This is a genomic window from Gordonia sp. ABSL11-1 (genome assembly GCF_030315685.1).
In the GTDB taxonomy this organism is placed as follows: Bacteria; Actinomycetota; Actinomycetes; order Mycobacteriales; family Mycobacteriaceae; genus Gordonia.
The window spans coordinates 40146-55024 of sequence record NZ_JASXSI010000029.1; the positions used below are offsets into that span (position 1 = coordinate 40146).

Consider the following 14879-nt stretch of genomic DNA (forward strand, 5'->3'; position numbering starts at 1 on the left):
TCGTGCGAGTGTGCAGATGAGCCTGGGTGCGGCGACGATCGACTCGGTCGCCTGGCGAAGTCGCTGGCGCCATCGATCCGTCATGGAGAAGGTGGTGCTCTTCGGTGGGGTCGTGACGCTGGCCCTGGCCCTGCCCCCATGGCCGACAGTGCCGCTCCTGGTGGCGGTCTGCCTCGTCGCAGCACGCCGTGCGGGCGTGCCGATGGCGCATCTTGCGAGATGTGCGCGTGCCCCAGCCGTCTTTATCGTGCTGGCGTCGGCCTCGACTATGGTATCGGTCGGATTCGATCCGTTTCGCCTGACATTGACCGGATCTGCGGTGCTGCACGCTATTGCGGTGGGTGCTCGAGCCGCAGCGGCGTCGTTGGCCATGCTCGCGTTCGCCTCTTCGACACCGATGACCACCGTCATGACATCGCTTCGTCGAATCGGGCTCCCCGCTCCCTGCGTAGATGTCATCGTCGTGATGTACCGATTGATCTTCGTTCTGCTGGAGTCTGTTTCGACGATAAGGCAGGCCCAGGTCTCGCGGCAGGGCTATACCACGTTGCGGCGGGGTCTGCAGTCGGCGGGTTTGCTCACCGCCGCGGTGCTGACCAGGTCGTGGAATCGAGCCCATCGACTCGAGATAGGTCTGTCAGGACGGGATTTCGGCATCTCGACACCGGTGCTCGAACACACCCGGATCGGCTGGCGCTTCGTCGTGATCAGCATCGGTGTCCTGCTTGCTGTGCAGGTCGCCACGATGAGTTGGGAGTCCTTCACATGAGCCATCAGCGGCTGGCCGCACGATCGGTCGGCTTCGCGTATCCCTCGGGTGCATGCCCTCTCAGGGACGTGTCGGTCGACATCGCGCCCGGTTCCCGGGTCGCGATCCTGGGGGCGAACGGTTCGGGGAAGACGACACTACTGCGTATTCTGGCCGGCTCACTCCAGCCGACGGGTGGCACAGTGGAAGTCGACGGGAATGTTCTGCGCCACAGCCGTGGTGGTCTGCGACGTCACCGACAAACGGTTCAGCTGGTACTGCAGGATCCGGATGATCAATTGTTCTCGGCAGACGTCGCACATGACATTGCCTACGGTCCGGCGAATCTCGGTTTGACCAATGTCCAAGTCGCTGCGCGTGTATCCGAAGCACTGGCACTGTTGTCGATCACCGGCCTGGCGGATCGGCCGACGCACGAGCTGTCGTACGGGGAACGCAAAAGGGTCACGATCGCCGGAGCCATGGCGATGCACCCCTGTGTACTCTTGCTCGACGAGCCGACGGCAGGACTCGATCCGGTTGGTGTACGCGAACTCTTCGGTGCGCTGAGAGAGCTCGAGGACAACGACACCACAGTCGTGCTGTCTACGCATGACACGGCATTGGCGCTGGCCTGGGCGACCTCCGTGGCAGTCGTGCGTGCGGGCTCGGTACGGCAAGGTGACCCTCGCGAGATTCTCGGCGACCACGAACTGCTCGAGGAATCACGCCTGGTCGCGCCATGGACAGTCGAACTCGTTGAGCGACTCCGCCGACGAGACATATCGCTCCCGGCACGCGACCTGCCCCGCGACATCGACGAGATGGTCGAACTAGTGGCCGATTCCATTCCGATACACCGGCAAGCCCGATCTCGGCGTATGAGTCTGACGGACAGCGGTTTCGAGTCGATCGACGGGCGGTGCCGGCAGCGATGACACCACCCCTCTGCTCGAGGTCGGGCTACTCGCGCTCACCACCAGGTACCCACAGCACGTCACCGTGGCTCCGGTTGCAGTAGCGAGCAAGGATGAACAGTAGATCCGACAGTCGGTTCAGATAGGCGATCGTCAACGTGTTCATCGTCTCGGCGAACTCGGCGTGCGCATGCCATGCTGCGCGCTCTGCACGTCGCACCACAGTCCGTGCGACATGCAGGTGCGATGCGGACGGTGTACCACCATTCAAGATAAAGGAGCGCAACGGTTCCAGCGACTCGTTGAACTCATCGCACCACTGCTCGAGACGGTCTATATAGATCTGCTCGATTCGGAGCGGGGGATACTTCGGGTTCGGTACGACCGGGGTGCTGATGTCCGCGCCGACGTCGAACAGGTCGTTCTGGACGTGTAGCAGAACCTCTTGTGCCTTGCCTCCGATGAGTTCGGTCGACAATGCGAGGCCGATGTGTGCGTTCGCTTCGTCGACCGTGGCGTAGGCCTCCAGCCGTGAGTCGAGTTTGGACGTCGTGCTGAGGTCGCCCAGTTTGGTCGACCCCCCATCTCCGGTGCGGGTATAGATTCGAGTGAGGTTGACCATGTGTTCCATACTACGTAAATAGTTGGCCCAGAAAAGGTTCCGGACGAAAATCGACGATATTCTTGGCGACGTCGGGTCTCGGTGCGGTGAAGTTGTCGCGCCGATGCATGTCCATCGGATAGGGTGAACGGCAACCGTGATCGAGGTGCCCCGACAGGGCCGAACGGGAAGTCGGCGAGATTCCGACACAAGATTCGCTGCGGTGACCGTCCAGGAAGTCCGAAGACCGACCTCGATCCGTCATTCTGCCGTCACAGCGAACTCCGTGGAGGACAATGATGGATCGTTCGGATTCAGGGGCCGTCGGGGTGGTGACCGCGCGCACGGCCGACGTAGGTGCGACGTACCGGGCGGCGTTGCCGGTGGCGGGACGTCGCGTCGCGGTGTTCGGGTCGGGTGGTCCGGCGCTACGGCACGCATCCGCACTCCTGAACGCCGGTGCGGTGGTCACGGTGGTCGGCACCTCGGTGACACCGGCACTCGCCGATCTTGCTGCTCGAGACCTGATCGGTTGGTGTGATAGGGATTTCAGAGCGGCGGATCTGGACGAAATCTGGTTGGCGGTTGCCGCGACGGGAAACGAGTTGGTGGACCGGGCCATAGCGGACGCATGCTCGAATCGTCGGCTGTGGTGTCTGCGGGACAACGGACCGTCGCGGCGCGCTGGTGGAGCCGGTCGCGTCGTCCTGGTCGGTGGTGGCCCAGGCGATCCGGGGCTACTGACCGTCGCGGGATCAGAAGCTCTGCGGTCCGCCGACGTGATCGTCACCGACCGATTGGCGCCGTTGTCCGTACTCGCCGACCTGCCGGGACACGTGGAGATCATCGACGTCGGCAAGATCCCCTTCGGCCGTGCCGCGGCGCAGGAGGACATCAACCGAATCCTGATCGAGCGCGCGTCACAAGGGCGGATTGTGGTGCGGTTCAAAGGCGGAGACAGTTTCCTGTTCGGCCGCGGAGGTGAGGAACTTCTGGCCTGCGAAGCAGCAGGAATTCCCGTGTCGGTGATCCCGGGCGTCTCTTCGGCACTTGCGGTGCCGGCCGCCGCGGGCATTCCGGTAACACATCGCGGCCTCACCCAAGGCGTGACGGTCGTGTCAGGGCACGTTCCCCCGGATCATCGTTCATCGACTGTCGACTACCGGGCCCTGGCTGCTGCCGGCACCACGCTGGTGTTCCTGATGGCCGTGACCAACCTGGACGCCATCACGACGGCGCTGATCGGTCACGGCATGGCGCCGGATACGCCTGCAGCGTGCATCGCGGACGGCACCTTGCGTACCCAACGCGTTGTGCGCTCGGATCTGCGCGGTATCGCGGCGGAGGTGGCCGACCATGGGATGAAACCGCCGGCGATCACGGTGGTCGGGGCCGTCTCCCGCCTCTCCGAGCAGCAACTGGCCTCGACGTACTCCGATGGTGGTTCGGTGGTCGGCCACCGAGGGCTCGACGTCTGATCTGCGCCTTCTCGTCAGGCCGTGACGTGACCTGAGCTGGACCCACAGTGATTTGTTGCGCTGATCACTGACAGGCCCTATGGTAGAACCACAGCTTTGGTAGTTCCATATAGGAGGATTCCCGTGAGTGATCAGTCAGCCGTCCCGATTCGCATCATGCTTGCCAAGATCGGGTTGGATGGGCACGACCGCGGCGTCAAAGTGGTGGCGCGGACACTGCGCGACGCCGGCATGGAGGTCATCTACACGGGTCTGCACCGCAGCCCCGAGCAAGTGGTCGAAGCGGCCACGCAGGAGGACGTGGATGTCCTCGGTGTGAGTCTGTTGTCCGGCGCTCACATGCCCATCTTCACCAAGATCTTCGAGATCCTCGGCGCCATGGAGGATCGTCCGCGATTCGCGATCGTGGCCGGCGGCGTGATGCCGGACGAGGATGAGCTCGAGCTCCAGAAGATGGGTGTGGCAGCGGTTCTCGGGCAAGACACCACGCCGGAGAAGATCGTCGAGACGATCAAGGAGTGCGCACCGGAGATGGCTTCCTGATGCCGGAGATGGAAGAGTGGACATGGCCCCCGAAGTACGATCCGGACTATCGTCCACCGTCTGGACAAGAGCATTGGTTTCCCGAGCGGGAGACCATGGACCCGGAGTTGCGCGACGGGCAGATCCTGCGGCGTATCCAACAGTTGATGGGGTATGCGTGGGAACGGTCGCCGTTCTACCGACGGAAGTGGTCCGAGGTCGGGATCGAACCCGGCGACATCACCTCGCTGGAGGCATTCGAATCGGTACCCGTGATCCGCAAGGACGACCTCCGTTCTGACCAAGCTGCGAACGAGCCCTACGGTAGCTACTTGTGCATCGATCCAGGCGAGGTCGCGCACATCAACGGCACATCGGGTACCACTGGACGGCCGACGGCCTTCGGTATCAACCAGCGCGACTGGACATCCATTGCCAATGCTCACGCCAGGGTCATGTGGGGGATGGGAATCCGTCCCGATGACGTGGTCCTGATCGGCTCACCGTTGGCTCTGTACTGGGGGTCGTGGGGTGCCTACATAGGCGCAGAACGGCTCGGGGCGACGGTGTTCCCGTTCGGTGCCGGCACCCAAGGTGGAAGCCTGCGCACCCTTCAGTGGATGAAGCAGATGAAGGCGACGATCTTCTACGGGACCCCGTCATATGCGCTGCGACTGGCCGAGGTCGCGTACGAGAACGACATCGATCCTCGCAAGCTGGGTCTGCACAAGATGTTCTTCTCCGGCGAGCCCGGCGCGAGCGTACCGGCGATCCGGCAACGCATCATTGATGCCTTCGACGTCGAGGTCTATGACTCGGGCAGCATGGCCGAGGTGGCACCGTGGATGCATCTCGGTTCCTCGCACAACGGTCCCGGTGTCTTTTGTTGGCAGGACCTCGTATACGCGGAAGTCTGCGATCCCGAGACGATGAAGCGCGTTCCCTTCGGCGCGGAGGGTACGCCGGTGTACACGACGTTGGAGCGAACCGCGCAGCCCATGATCCGCCTGCTGTCCAACGACCTCACACGCTGGGAGGCGCCCGACATCGCACGCGGACGCACGTATCCGTTCCTGCCGAACGGAATCTACGGGCGGATCGACGAGATGTTCCAGATTCGCGGCGAGAACGTGCATCCCAGCGCGATCGACGAAGTCATCATGGCTGCACCGGGGTACGGCGGGGAGCATCGGATCGTCATCACTCGTGAGAGTGCGATGGACGAGCTCGTGGTCCAGGTGGAGTTCGATCCGACGAAGGCTGGCATCACCGATGCCGCATGGATCCAAAAGCTGGGCTCCGACCTGCGCACTGTTCTCGGCGTCGGCGCCACGGTGGTGGTGGTCGCCCCGAACACGTTCGATCGCACCGACTTCAAGGCGCGACGCGTGATCGACGACCGGAAGCTCTTCGAGTCGATCGAGAGGAAGGTGCTGTCATGACCCAGGCAGTGGCGAACCGACCCATGACGGAGTTGGCCGAGAAGATCCGTGCTGGATCTCAGCCGGCGATCGCACGCGGGCTCACCGTGGTGGAGCGTCGATCCGCCGCCGCGTCGGAGTTGCTGGCCGACCTCTGGAAGCACAGCGGACATGCACATGTCCTCGGCGTCACCGGGCCGGCAGGCAGCGGCAAGAGCACGCTGGTCACGCGGATGGCCAAAGGGTGCACAGCGCGCGGGTCGAAGGTGGCGATCATCGCGGTCGATCCGTCCAGTGCATACTCCGGTGGCGCGATCCTGGGGGACCGCATCCGGATGACCGAATTGGCCGAGGATCGCGAAATCTACATCAGGTCGATGGCTTCACGCGGGGCGACCGGCGGGTTGTCTCGTGCGGTACTCGACGGAATCAGTCTGCTCGATGCGGCAGGTTTCGATGTCATCATCCTCGAGACCGTGGGTGTCGGGCAGGCCGAGATGGACGTGATGTCGGTGGCCCACACCGTGCTCGTCGTCAGCGTTCCGGGTCTGGGTGACGACATCCAGGCGATCAAGGCAGGGCTCATCGAGATCGCTGACATCCACGTGGTGAACAAGGCCGACCGGCCGGGCGCCGACCTGACCTACAAGCAGCTCCGCGAGTCGCTGCGACTGGCGCACCGGGAGGCGGGAAGCTGGAACGTCCCGATCGTGAAATGCGTTGCCGCCACGGGTGAGGGTGTCGCCGAATTGCTCGACAAGTCTGAGAAACACCAGAGGTGGATGAAGGACCACGGCGGGCTGCGCGAAGTCGAGCGCCGAAATGCGGCGACCCGGATCCGCTGGGCAGCAGAGGTTCTCATCTCCGAACAGCTGCGAGCCGGCGATGCCGGCTTCGATTCCGCGGTGAACTCACTCATCGCGCGGGAGATCGATCCCCGCACCGCAGCCGACCACCTCTTGAGAGCTATGACCCGACCGCACACTGATCAGAAAGAGAAGACCGATGCCTGAGAATGATCACGTCACGCCCGACGAGATGCGCCTCGCGACCGACGCTCTGGTGAAGCGCGCCAGCGCCGATCTCGATGACTGGGAGGGGCGTGAGCTCGCCGAGTTCCTCGCGCGTGCTCCAGAGTCGAAGGACAAGTACCTGACCGGTAGCGGTGCTGAGGTCAAGCGCGTGTACGGCCCGCAGGACCTCCCGGAGAGCTGGGACGAGATCGGTCTGCCGGGCCGATACCCCTACACGCGCGGTCCGTACCCCACGATGTATCGCGGACGGGTGTGGACCATGCGCCAGATCGCCGGATTCGGTCAGGCTGAGGAAACCAACAAGCGCTTCCAGTACCTCATCGAACAAGGCCAAACCGGCCTGTCGGTCGACTTCGACATGCCGACCTTGATGGGCCTCGACAGCGACCATCCGATGAGCCTCGGTGAAGTCGGCCGCGAGGGTGTGGCGGTTGATGTCCTGCCGGACATGGCAGCGCTGTTCGACGCGATCAACCTCGAAGAGATCTCGGTCTCGATGACGATCAACCCGTCGGCCTGGATTCTGCTCGCCATGTACATCGCGGTGGCCGAAGACCGTGGCTACGACCTGAACAAACTGTCCGGCACGATTCAGAACGACATTCTCAAAGAATATGTGGCACAGAAGGAATGGATCTTTCCGGTTCGTCCGAGTATGCGCATCGTGCGGGACTGCATCGCCTATTGCGCCGACAACATGGCCCGTTACAACCCCGTCAACATCAGCGGGTACCACATCAGTGAGGCCGGCGGCAACGCAGTGCAGGAGGTCGCATTCACGATGGCGATCACCAAGGCATACGTCGAAGATGTGGTCAAGGCCGGTGTCGATGTCGACACCTTCGCCTCGCGGCTGTCCTTCTTCTTCGTCTCGCAGGCCGACCTCTTCGAGGAGGTCGCGAAGTTCCGGGCAGTCCGCCGGTACTACGCGAAGATGATGAAGGAGCAGTTCGGAGCGAAGAAGGCCAACTCGATGCGGTTGCGTTTCCACGCCCAGACCGCTGCGGCGACATTGACCAAACCACAGCCGATGGTGAACATCATCCGTACCGCACTCCAGGCGCTGTCGGCAGTGATGGGCGGTGCTCAGTCGCTGCACACCAACGGCCTCGACGAGGCTTACACCATCCCCAGCGAGATGGCCATGAAGCTGGCACTGCGGACCCAGCAGATCATCGCCGACGAGACCAACGTGCCCAACGTCATCGATCCGCTTGGTGGTTCGTACCTCGTCGAGGCCCTCACCGACGAGATCGAGCAGGGCATCGACGACTACATCAAGAAGGTCGAGGCCATGGGTGGCGTCGAGGCCGCCATCGAGCAGGGCTTCTTCCAGAAGGAGATCTCTGACACTGCGTACGACTACGCCAAGCGCAAGGCCACCGGCGACCGGCCCGTGATCGGTGTCAACAAGTACATCGACGCCGAAGAGGACCAGAAGATCGAGGTGCACAAGCTCGATCCGGAATCCGAGGCTCGTCAGATCAGCCGACTCAAGCGGGTACGTGGTGACCGTGACCAGCAGCGTGCCGACGCTGCGCTGAGCAACCTGATCGCGGTTGCTCGCGACGACAGTGCAAACCTCATGCCGGCCACGATCGAGGCGGTTCGGGCGCATCTGTCGATGGGTGAGATCACCGGTGCGTTGGGTGAGGTGTTCGGCACCTACCAGGAGACCCCGGTGTTCTGACCCAGAGCGCGGGGAATCACGTGGCGATTGATCGTCGCTGCGTTCGTTCTGCGGTCGCGGAACCGAAGGTCCGCGATGCGGGTCATACCGACCACAGCACGGTAGTACGACGCATTGGTCGGTATCATGACGGCGTCGATTCGATCCGGTGACGGGTGATTGCCACAACGAGGCGGTCGGGCAGGCCCGGTCGGGGTGAGGGGAGCGTTGGACCGTGACACAGGAAGTCCGTTGGCAACCACTGCAGCGTTTGCGTACTCACGAACAGGTCATCGCCGAGATCGAGCACCGATTGAGCACTGGAGCCCTGGCCGCGGGTGATCGTCTGCCGCCGGAGCGGCAGCTGGCCGAGGCCCTCGGTGTCAGTCGAGGCGCCGTTCGCGAAGCGCTGCGAATTCTCGAGGCCATCGGCGTGGTCGAGGCCGGCACCGGATCAGGACCGACCGCGGGTTCGACGATCGTGCGCGACAGTTTTTCCGGGCTGGCGATGGTGCTGCGGATTCACATGCAGGTGGCCTCTTTCGAGCGTGATGACCTGCTCGAGGTGCGGCTGTCCATCGAACGGCTGGCGTCGCGGAAAGCCGCCAGGGCGGCGACCAGTGAGGACATAGACGAACTGCGGGCGCTGGTCGAGCGGATGCGCGGAGTCGACTCGGTGGCGACGTTCAACGATCTCGACGCGGCCTTCCACATACAGATCGCCACGATCTCCGGGAATGACCTGGTTGCTGTTCTCATGGCAGCGATGCGGCAGGCATTGCGCGACACCATGGTTACTGCATTCGAGCAGTTGACCGACCCGCAGGCCGCCATGCGAAAGTTGACGAACGAGCACTCGAAGATCGTGGACGCGATCAGCTCCGGCGCCGGTACCAAGGCCGCCAACGCGGTCGGCCGTCACATTTGCGGCTTTTACGAGGCGGTCGGCTTCACGATTTCTGATGAGGGCGAGTGACTGGGTGCGTGAGGTGTGGTACTCAGTGCAACTGCCACCCGGAGACGCGCACCACAGCGAGCACGAACTGTTCGAAGGACTCGAACCCGAGGTGTGGAAGTCCGGGGCGGGTTCGGTAGATCTCGCCCCGCCACTGCTCGTCGGCAGCGATGATGAATTTGGACCGCGTCGGAATGTCTGTGCTGCAACGGGTCCGCTGAAAGGACCGCTGGCAGGCCGCTGCTTGCTTGTCGGTGCCGGAGTTGCGGTCGGGACCGCTCGGCGGTGACACCTCGATCTGCCAGCCGGTGGCGCCGAGGAAAGCCTCACAGAAGCTCTGTAGATCGTCAAAGCCGTGACGTCCGTGTCCTGGCCGGGTGTGATAGAGCTCCCCGCTCCACGGACCGTCAGCGGCCACGATCAACTTCCATCGCAACGGGTGTGATCTGGGTTTCGACGACGAGTGGTCCCGCTCTGCTCGGGCCGGCAGAGAGACAATGGAGTCATGCACGGCGAGCCGAACCCTGATAATCGGTGTCATCGGTCTTGATCCAGCCCATCAGGGCGCGTAGATCGCGTCCCACCGCCTCGATCTGATGCTTTTCACCGTGCTCGCGGAGAACGCGGAATTCGGGCGCACCGTGGTCCTGGTCTTCGATGAATCGTTGTGCGAACGAGCCGTTTACGACATCCTCCAATACGGCTTTCATGTGCTCTTTGACGTCGGGGGTGATGATCCGCGGTCCCGAGACATAGTCGCCGAACTCGCACGTGTCCGAGCACGACCAGCGCTGCTTGGAGATCCCGCCCTCGTACATGAGGTCGACGATGAGTTTCAATTCATGCAGGCATTCGAAATAGGCGATCTCTGGCTGGTAGCCGGCCTCGACCAGGGTCTCGAAGCCATAGGTCACCAACTGAGATGTGGCCCCGCACAGTACCGATTGTTCACCGAACAGGTCTGTTTCGGTCTCCTCGGCGAAGGTGGTCTTGATCGCTCCGGCACGGAGGCCACCAATTCCTTTGGCATACGCCAACGCAAGGTCCATCGCTTGACCTGAGTGGTCGGCATCGACGGCAACAAGGACAGGTACCCCTCGGCCGTTGACATACTCGCGCCGAACGAGGTGGCCCGGTCCTTTTGGGGCAACCATGAACACATCTACACCGTCGGGCGGGGTGATATAGCCGAAGCGGATATTGAACCCGTGGCTGAAGGCCAGTGCCTTGCCGGGCGTGAGCTCGGGCTCGATCTCTTCGCGATACAACGTTCGCTGATGCTGATCGGGTACCAGCATCATGATCACGTCGGAGTCTCGCGCTGCTTGCGCCGGCGTCGCAACCTGCAGACCTTGATCCGCGGCCTTCGCTCGGCTCGTTGAATCCGGTTGCAGGCCGACGCAAACCTCGACTCCGCTGTCGCGCAACGACAGAGCGTGAGCGTGACCTTGACTTCCGTAGCCGATCACTGCCACTCGCCTGGCCTGGATCAACGTGAGGTCGGCGTCGTCATCGTAGAACATCTCGGCCACATGAACTCCTCATCGCCGGTGTGCGACGCTGCCGGTCGGCTCGAGCGTCCTGTGGTTCGACCATACGACTGCGGGTGCAAGTGGCGCAAGCCTTGTGCCCCCGGGTGAGTGGGGTACGCAACTTTCGAGTTTTGCTTGTGCTGCGAACCACAGTAGTGGTAGGACCATAGGCGTCACTGGTTCGAGGGAGCTTTCATGTATCAGCAAGATGTGTCACCCCTGGGAAATCTCGGTCTATCGGCGCTCGTGGCCGCGTTGCCTCTGGTGGTCCTCTTCATCCTGCTCGGCGGGTTGAAGGTCAAAGCCTGGATTGCATCACTGGTGGGCCTCGCGCTCGCTCTGGGTGTCGCGATCTTCGCGTATCAGATGCCCGCCGACCAAGCGGGACTGTCGGCACTCGTGGGCGCCGCGTTCGGCGTCTTTCCGGCGATGTGGGTCGTTGTCAATGCGTTGTGGATTCACAACATGACCGTGAAGTCGGGCGCATTCGACATCATTCAACGATCGTTCGTCGCGGTGAGCAACGATCGTCGAATTCAGGGCCTGATCATCGCGTTCTGTTTTGGTGCAGTTCTCGAGGCCCTGGCGGGCTTCGGCGCCCCGGTCGCGATCTGTGCGGTGCTGCTCGTCTCCATTGGATTGAAGCCGCTGAAGGCGGCGACTGCCGCACTGGTTGCCAACACCGCCCCGGTCGCGTATGGGGCTGTCGCTCTGCCGATCATCACGCTGTCGGCGGTCACCGACCTTCCGCTGCGTGATCTGAGTCAGATGACCGGCAGGCCGACGCGACATGTCGAGTCGGGCCGTGAGGTCGAGATCGCCGGATCGTCCGGATCGGGTTGAATGCATGCTTGCATGCAAGCGCGTGCTACGGTGCTTTGTGTGGCTAAGCAAACGCTGAATGCCGTCGACCAGGCCTACTCGACGGTCCGCGACCGGATCGTGGCAGGTGAGTTGTGCGGGGGTGAGCTGCTCAGTGAGGTCGAGATCGCCCATGAGCTCGGCATCAGCCGGACTCCCACTCACGAGGCCTTCCTGAGGCTCGGCGCCGAGCAACTGCTCACCTTGATCCCGCGTCGGGGAGCGGTGGTGACCCCGGTCGATCCAGCGGAAGCCTCGAATGTGTTGGCCATGCGCCAGGGGGTGGAAGGTGCGGCGGCCGCTCAGGTGTGCGCCGCCGGAGGGCCGAGCGAGTCCGCGCGTGTGGCCATCCGCGACAATCTCGCTCGACAGGGGCGTTGTGTGGCGCACTCCGACATGGTCGGGTTCGTGGTCGCTGACGACGAGTTCCATGCGCACATGGTGGCGGCCTCCGGAAACCCCATTGCTGTGCACTTCTACGAACAGCTCCGAGGCCGCCAGCAGCGACTGCGTAATGTCCTGCTGTCCGTCAACCCAGACAAACTGTCGGCCGCGTATGATGATCACACGCAGCTGGCCCAGGTGTTGTTCGACGGCGATCTGTCGCGATACTGCGACCTCCTCGCGGCGCATTTCGACCGGTATCGCGGTGCGATATGACAGTGCGTGAACACATCTCGGGATCAATAGGCGCCTCGGGTGGGCAGCCGACGCGTCCCTGGCTCATGGTGTTCGGCGCGCTGTTCGTCTGCGCATGGTCGGGCAACCAGTTCAGCCCGCTGCTGCTGATGTATCGCGATGTCGAACATTACTCGTCGGCCACGGTCACCCTGTTTCTCGGTGTGTATGTAGCGGGCCTGGCACCGGCATTGGTCATCGCGGGCGCGGTCTCCGATCACCAGGGCCGGCGACCATTGATGATCGCCGGTGTGGCTTTCGGTCTGTTGGGCAGCCTCTTGCTGGCCTTCGACGAATTCGGGCAGATCCCAATCATTCTCGGGCGATTGTTCGCGGGTATGTCGGTGGGCACGGCCATGACGGTCGGGACGAGCTGGCTCAAGGAACTGTCGGTGGCGCCGCACGACGCCCGCGCGGATGCCGGTGCGGGCGCGAGACGTGCCTCGTTGGCCTTCACACTGGGTTCCGCCCTCGGCGCACTGATCGCCGGCTGCATCGCGCAGTGGGGCCCCTACCCACAGATCCTGCCGTTCCTGATCCACATCACGGTCTCCGTTCCGTTCCTGTGGATGCTCCGGCGACCGCCCGAGACGGTCACCGCCGGGCCGCCGGCCCCTATGCTGACCCGTCTGCGAGTCACGTCCGTGCGGCATCGACGCTTCGTTCGCGTGGTGATGATCTGTGGGCCATGGTTGTTCATCGCCTGCGGTCTTTCCTACGGATATCAGCCGGTGCTCCTGGCCGACGCCGCGGGCGGGATGGGTCTGGCGTACGCGACGCTGCTCAGTGTGATCGCGTTGGGTTCAGGTGCTCTCATCCAGCCGGTGGCCCGCAGGATCGATTCGCATTCGAGTGCGCGCGGCCTCGTCGTGGCGCTGCTGACCCTGGTCGCCGGGCTTGCGGTCATGATTCTCGCGGTCTCCACGGAGAATCTGCTGGTCGGCGCGGCCGCCAGTGTGGTGCTCGGTTCCGGCTTCGGCATCGGGCTGGTCTCCGGGCTCATGGAGGTACAGCGGATCGCGCCGCCACACGAACTCGCGAAGCTGACCGGGGTGTTCTATGCGGTGGCCTACACCGGATTCGCCGCGCCGACCATCCTGGCGGCTCTGACGCCACCCTTCACCACAATCGAATTGTTGCTGATACTCGCGACCTTGCTGATGGTGTCGCTCGCAGTCGTGCTGAGCGCTTCCCGTAAACACCTACCGTCGCACGACTGAATCCGACTGTCGGCGCGGTACGCCAACTCCCGGACGCTACTTCGGTTGGGGAACCGAACGAAGAGCGGCGTCGTAGTCCGGCTCCTGGCTGATCTCAGGGACCAACTCGGTGTAGGTGACGATTCCGTCGGTGATCACGACGATGGCGCGCGCCAATAAACCGGCCATCGGTCCGTCCATGATGGTGACGCCATAGTCGGACCCGAATGTGTCGCGGAACGCCGACGCCGCGGTGACGTTGTCGATGCCTTCAGCGCCGCAGAAGCGCTGCTGGGCGAACGGAAGGTCGTTCGACACACACACGACGGTCGCACCGGACTCGCCGGCCCGTTCATTGAACGTTCGCACACTCGAGGCGCACACCGGGGTGTCGATGGACGGGAAGATGTTCAGGACCAACCGGTGCGACCCGAAGCTGCTACTCGAGATCGACGACAGGTCGCCGCCGGTCAGCGTGAACTCCGGAGCGGGTGAGCCGATAGTGGGGAGTTCGCCGACGGTATTGATCGGATTGCCGCCCAAAGTGATCCTTGACATGGAAACCAGTGTGCCAACCGGGGGCCGGCGCGTCGAGCCACCGAGTCCACACGCTGCCCCGGACCACATGGGAACAGCGTGGTGGACAGCGACGTCGTCGATCACGATGACCGTTGACTGGCGCGCCTTGGCGCGTGGACGACAGTAAGGGCAGAGGTCCACGAGTGCTGATGATCGGCGGGGAGTTGGTGGACGATGGTGGCGCACGCACGCGCCGACCATCCCGACGAGGCCTGCGGGATCATCGCGGGAGCGGAGGGTTCCGATGTCCCAGAGCGCTTCATCCCGATGATCAACGCGGAGCGTTCGCCCACCTTCTACCGGTTCGACTCGGCCGAGCAGCTCGAGGTGTGGCGGGAGATGGACCGCGTCGACGAGGAGCCGGTGGTGATCTACCACTCGCACACCGCGACCGACGCCTATCCGAGCCGTACCGACGTCTCCTACGCGAGCGAACCGAACGCCCACTACGTCCTGGTGTCCATCCGTGACGCCGACGACGCCGAGATCCGCAGCTATCGCATCGTCGATGGCGTCGTGACCGAAGAACCCATCGAGATCAGGCCTGAGTTGGACCTCCTGATCCGATTCTCGTCGCTGCGCCGAGTCCACACCGTCATCGTCGATGTCGACGGTCACCCCTCACCGCCCGCGCCCCGCTCGACGACGTCGCCGAAACGATCGTCGTCGCCATCAACGCCAGGCA

15 protein-coding genes, 1 pseudogene and 1 riboswitch are annotated in these 14879 nt (G+C 63.3%); of the genes and pseudogenes, 12 read left to right on the plus strand and 4 right to left on the minus strand.

Annotated elements, in window-relative coordinates:
• The first annotated feature begins 16 nt into the window (after positions 1–16).
• Entirely contained in the window at positions 17–769 is a 753-nt protein-coding gene (gene cbiQ / locus QSJ19_RS23460) for a cobalt ECF transporter T component CbiQ (RefSeq protein WP_286323428.1), read from the plus strand.
• Entirely contained in the window at positions 766–1686 is a 921-nt protein-coding gene (locus tag QSJ19_RS23465) for an energy-coupling factor ABC transporter ATP-binding protein (protein ID WP_286323429.1), read from the plus strand. The genes cbiQ and QSJ19_RS23465 overlap by 4 nt, the downstream gene beginning before the upstream one ends.
• Before the next feature lie 25 nt (positions 1687–1711).
• On the opposite strand, the gene QSJ19_RS23470 is transcribed toward QSJ19_RS23465, so the two are convergent.
• Positions 1712–2287, minus strand: coding sequence for a cob(I)yrinic acid a,c-diamide adenosyltransferase (locus QSJ19_RS23470; protein WP_286323430.1), 576 nt, complete (start codon positions 2285–2287; stop codon positions 1712–1714).
• A gap of 126 nt (positions 2288–2413) precedes the next feature.
• A riboswitch (cobalamin riboswitch) is annotated at positions 2414–2536 on the plus strand.
• Between the two features lie 29 nt (positions 2537–2565).
• On the opposite strand from QSJ19_RS23470, the gene cobA reads away from it, so the two are divergent.
• The 6 genes from cobA (at position 2566) to QSJ19_RS23500 (ending at position 9366) form a co-directional block, all read left to right on the plus strand.
• Positions 2566–3744: a uroporphyrinogen-III C-methyltransferase gene (gene cobA, locus QSJ19_RS23475; protein ID WP_286323431.1), complete on the plus strand. Its 1179-nt coding sequence runs from the start codon at positions 2566–2568 to the stop codon at positions 3742–3744.
• 123 nt (positions 3745–3867) lie between these two features.
• Entirely contained in the window at positions 3868–4287 is a 420-nt protein-coding gene (locus QSJ19_RS23480; protein ID WP_286323432.1) for a cobalamin B12-binding domain-containing protein, read from the plus strand.
• Positions 4263–5708 (plus strand): phenylacetate--CoA ligase family protein, encoded by a 1446-nt coding sequence (locus QSJ19_RS23485; RefSeq protein WP_286323433.1) that lies wholly within the window; start codon positions 4263–4265, stop codon positions 5706–5708. Before QSJ19_RS23480 ends, QSJ19_RS23485 begins: the two co-directional genes overlap by 25 nt.
• Positions 5705–6700: a methylmalonyl Co-A mutase-associated GTPase MeaB gene (gene meaB, locus QSJ19_RS23490; RefSeq protein ID WP_286323434.1), complete on the plus strand. Its 996-nt coding sequence runs from the start codon at positions 5705–5707 to the stop codon at positions 6698–6700. Before QSJ19_RS23485 ends, meaB begins: the two co-directional genes overlap by 4 nt.
• The gene (locus QSJ19_RS23495) at positions 6693–8411 is read left to right on the plus strand and encodes a methylmalonyl-CoA mutase family protein (protein WP_286323435.1); all 1719 of its coding nucleotides are present in this window, start codon (positions 6693–6695) and stop codon (positions 8409–8411) included. The genes meaB and QSJ19_RS23495 overlap by 8 nt, the downstream gene beginning before the upstream one ends.
• A 214-nt stretch (positions 8412–8625) precedes the next feature.
• The gene (locus QSJ19_RS23500) at positions 8626–9366 is read left to right on the plus strand and encodes a FadR/GntR family transcriptional regulator (RefSeq protein ID WP_286323436.1); all 741 of its coding nucleotides are present in this window, start codon (positions 8626–8628) and stop codon (positions 9364–9366) included.
• 22 nt (positions 9367–9388) lie between these two features.
• On the opposite strand, the gene QSJ19_RS23505 is transcribed toward QSJ19_RS23500, so the two are convergent.
• Together QSJ19_RS23505 and ilvC are read right to left on the minus strand one after the other, a co-directional pair.
• Positions 9389–9763 carry a hypothetical protein gene (locus QSJ19_RS23505; RefSeq protein ID WP_286323437.1) on the minus strand — a complete coding sequence of 125 codons (375 nt, stop codon included), beginning with the start codon at positions 9761–9763 and terminating at the stop codon, positions 9389–9391.
• 85 nt (positions 9764–9848) lie between these two features.
• Positions 9849–10868: a ketol-acid reductoisomerase gene (gene ilvC, locus QSJ19_RS23510; RefSeq protein WP_286323444.1), complete on the minus strand. Its 1020-nt coding sequence runs from the start codon at positions 10866–10868 to the stop codon at positions 9849–9851.
• Positions 10869–11072: 204 nt separating this feature from the next.
• Here ilvC and QSJ19_RS23515 point away from each other — a divergent pair, with 204 nt between their 5' ends.
• Genes QSJ19_RS23515 through QSJ19_RS23525 form a run of 3 tightly spaced genes read left to right on the plus strand, consistent with a single transcriptional unit; the run spans position 11073 to position 13636 of the window.
• On the plus strand, positions 11073–11720 hold the full coding sequence (locus tag QSJ19_RS23515; protein WP_286323438.1) for an L-lactate permease: 648 nt from the start codon (positions 11073–11075) through the stop codon (positions 11718–11720).
• 39 nt (positions 11721–11759) lie between these two features.
• Positions 11760–12398 (plus strand): GntR family transcriptional regulator, encoded by a 639-nt coding sequence (locus QSJ19_RS23520; RefSeq protein ID WP_286323439.1) that lies wholly within the window; start codon positions 11760–11762, stop codon positions 12396–12398.
• Positions 12395–13636 carry an MFS transporter gene (locus tag QSJ19_RS23525; protein ID WP_286323440.1) on the plus strand — a complete coding sequence of 414 codons (1242 nt, stop codon included), beginning with the start codon at positions 12395–12397 and terminating at the stop codon, positions 13634–13636. The genes QSJ19_RS23520 and QSJ19_RS23525 overlap by 4 nt, the downstream gene beginning before the upstream one ends.
• A gap of 36 nt (positions 13637–13672) precedes the next feature.
• Here QSJ19_RS23525 and tpx read toward each other — a convergent pair whose 3' ends face one another.
• Complete coding sequence (gene tpx, locus QSJ19_RS23530; RefSeq protein ID WP_286323441.1) at positions 13673–14173, minus strand: thiol peroxidase; 501 nt, start codon at positions 14171–14173, stop codon at positions 13673–13675.
• A gap of 164 nt (positions 14174–14337) precedes the next feature.
• Between tpx and QSJ19_RS23535 the strand changes: the two are divergent.
• Positions 14338–14737, plus strand: a pseudogene (locus tag QSJ19_RS23535) (M67 family metallopeptidase); the annotation flags it as partial.
• Between the last annotated feature and the right edge of the window lie 142 nt (positions 14738–14879).

Bases quoted from the DNA above. Each gene is read 5' to 3' on its own strand.
- cbiQ (WP_286323428.1), top strand. From the start codon at position 17: ATGAGCCTGGGTGCGGCGACGATCGACTCGGTCGCCTGGCGAAGTCGC.
- QSJ19_RS23465 (WP_286323429.1), top strand. From the start codon at position 766: ATGAGCCATCAGCGGCTGGCCGCACGATCGGTCGGCTTCGCGTATCCC.
- QSJ19_RS23470 (WP_286323430.1), bottom strand. From the start codon at position 2,287: ATGGTCAACCTCACTCGAATCTATACCCGCACCGGAGATGGGGGGTCG.
- cobA (WP_286323431.1), top strand. From the start codon at position 2,566: ATGGATCGTTCGGATTCAGGGGCCGTCGGGGTGGTGACCGCGCGCACG.
- meaB (WP_286323434.1), top strand. From the start codon at position 5,705: ATGACCCAGGCAGTGGCGAACCGACCCATGACGGAGTTGGCCGAGAAG.
- QSJ19_RS23495 (WP_286323435.1), top strand. From the start codon at position 6,693: ATGCCTGAGAATGATCACGTCACGCCCGACGAGATGCGCCTCGCGACC.
- ilvC (WP_286323444.1), bottom strand. From the start codon at position 10,868: ATGTTCTACGATGACGACGCCGACCTCACGTTGATCCAGGCCAGGCGA.
- QSJ19_RS23515 (WP_286323438.1), top strand. From the start codon at position 11,073: ATGTATCAGCAAGATGTGTCACCCCTGGGAAATCTCGGTCTATCGGCG.
- QSJ19_RS23525 (WP_286323440.1), top strand. From the start codon at position 12,395: ATGACAGTGCGTGAACACATCTCGGGATCAATAGGCGCCTCGGGTGGG.
- tpx (WP_286323441.1), bottom strand. From the start codon at position 14,173: ATGTCAAGGATCACTTTGGGCGGCAATCCGATCAATACCGTCGGCGAA.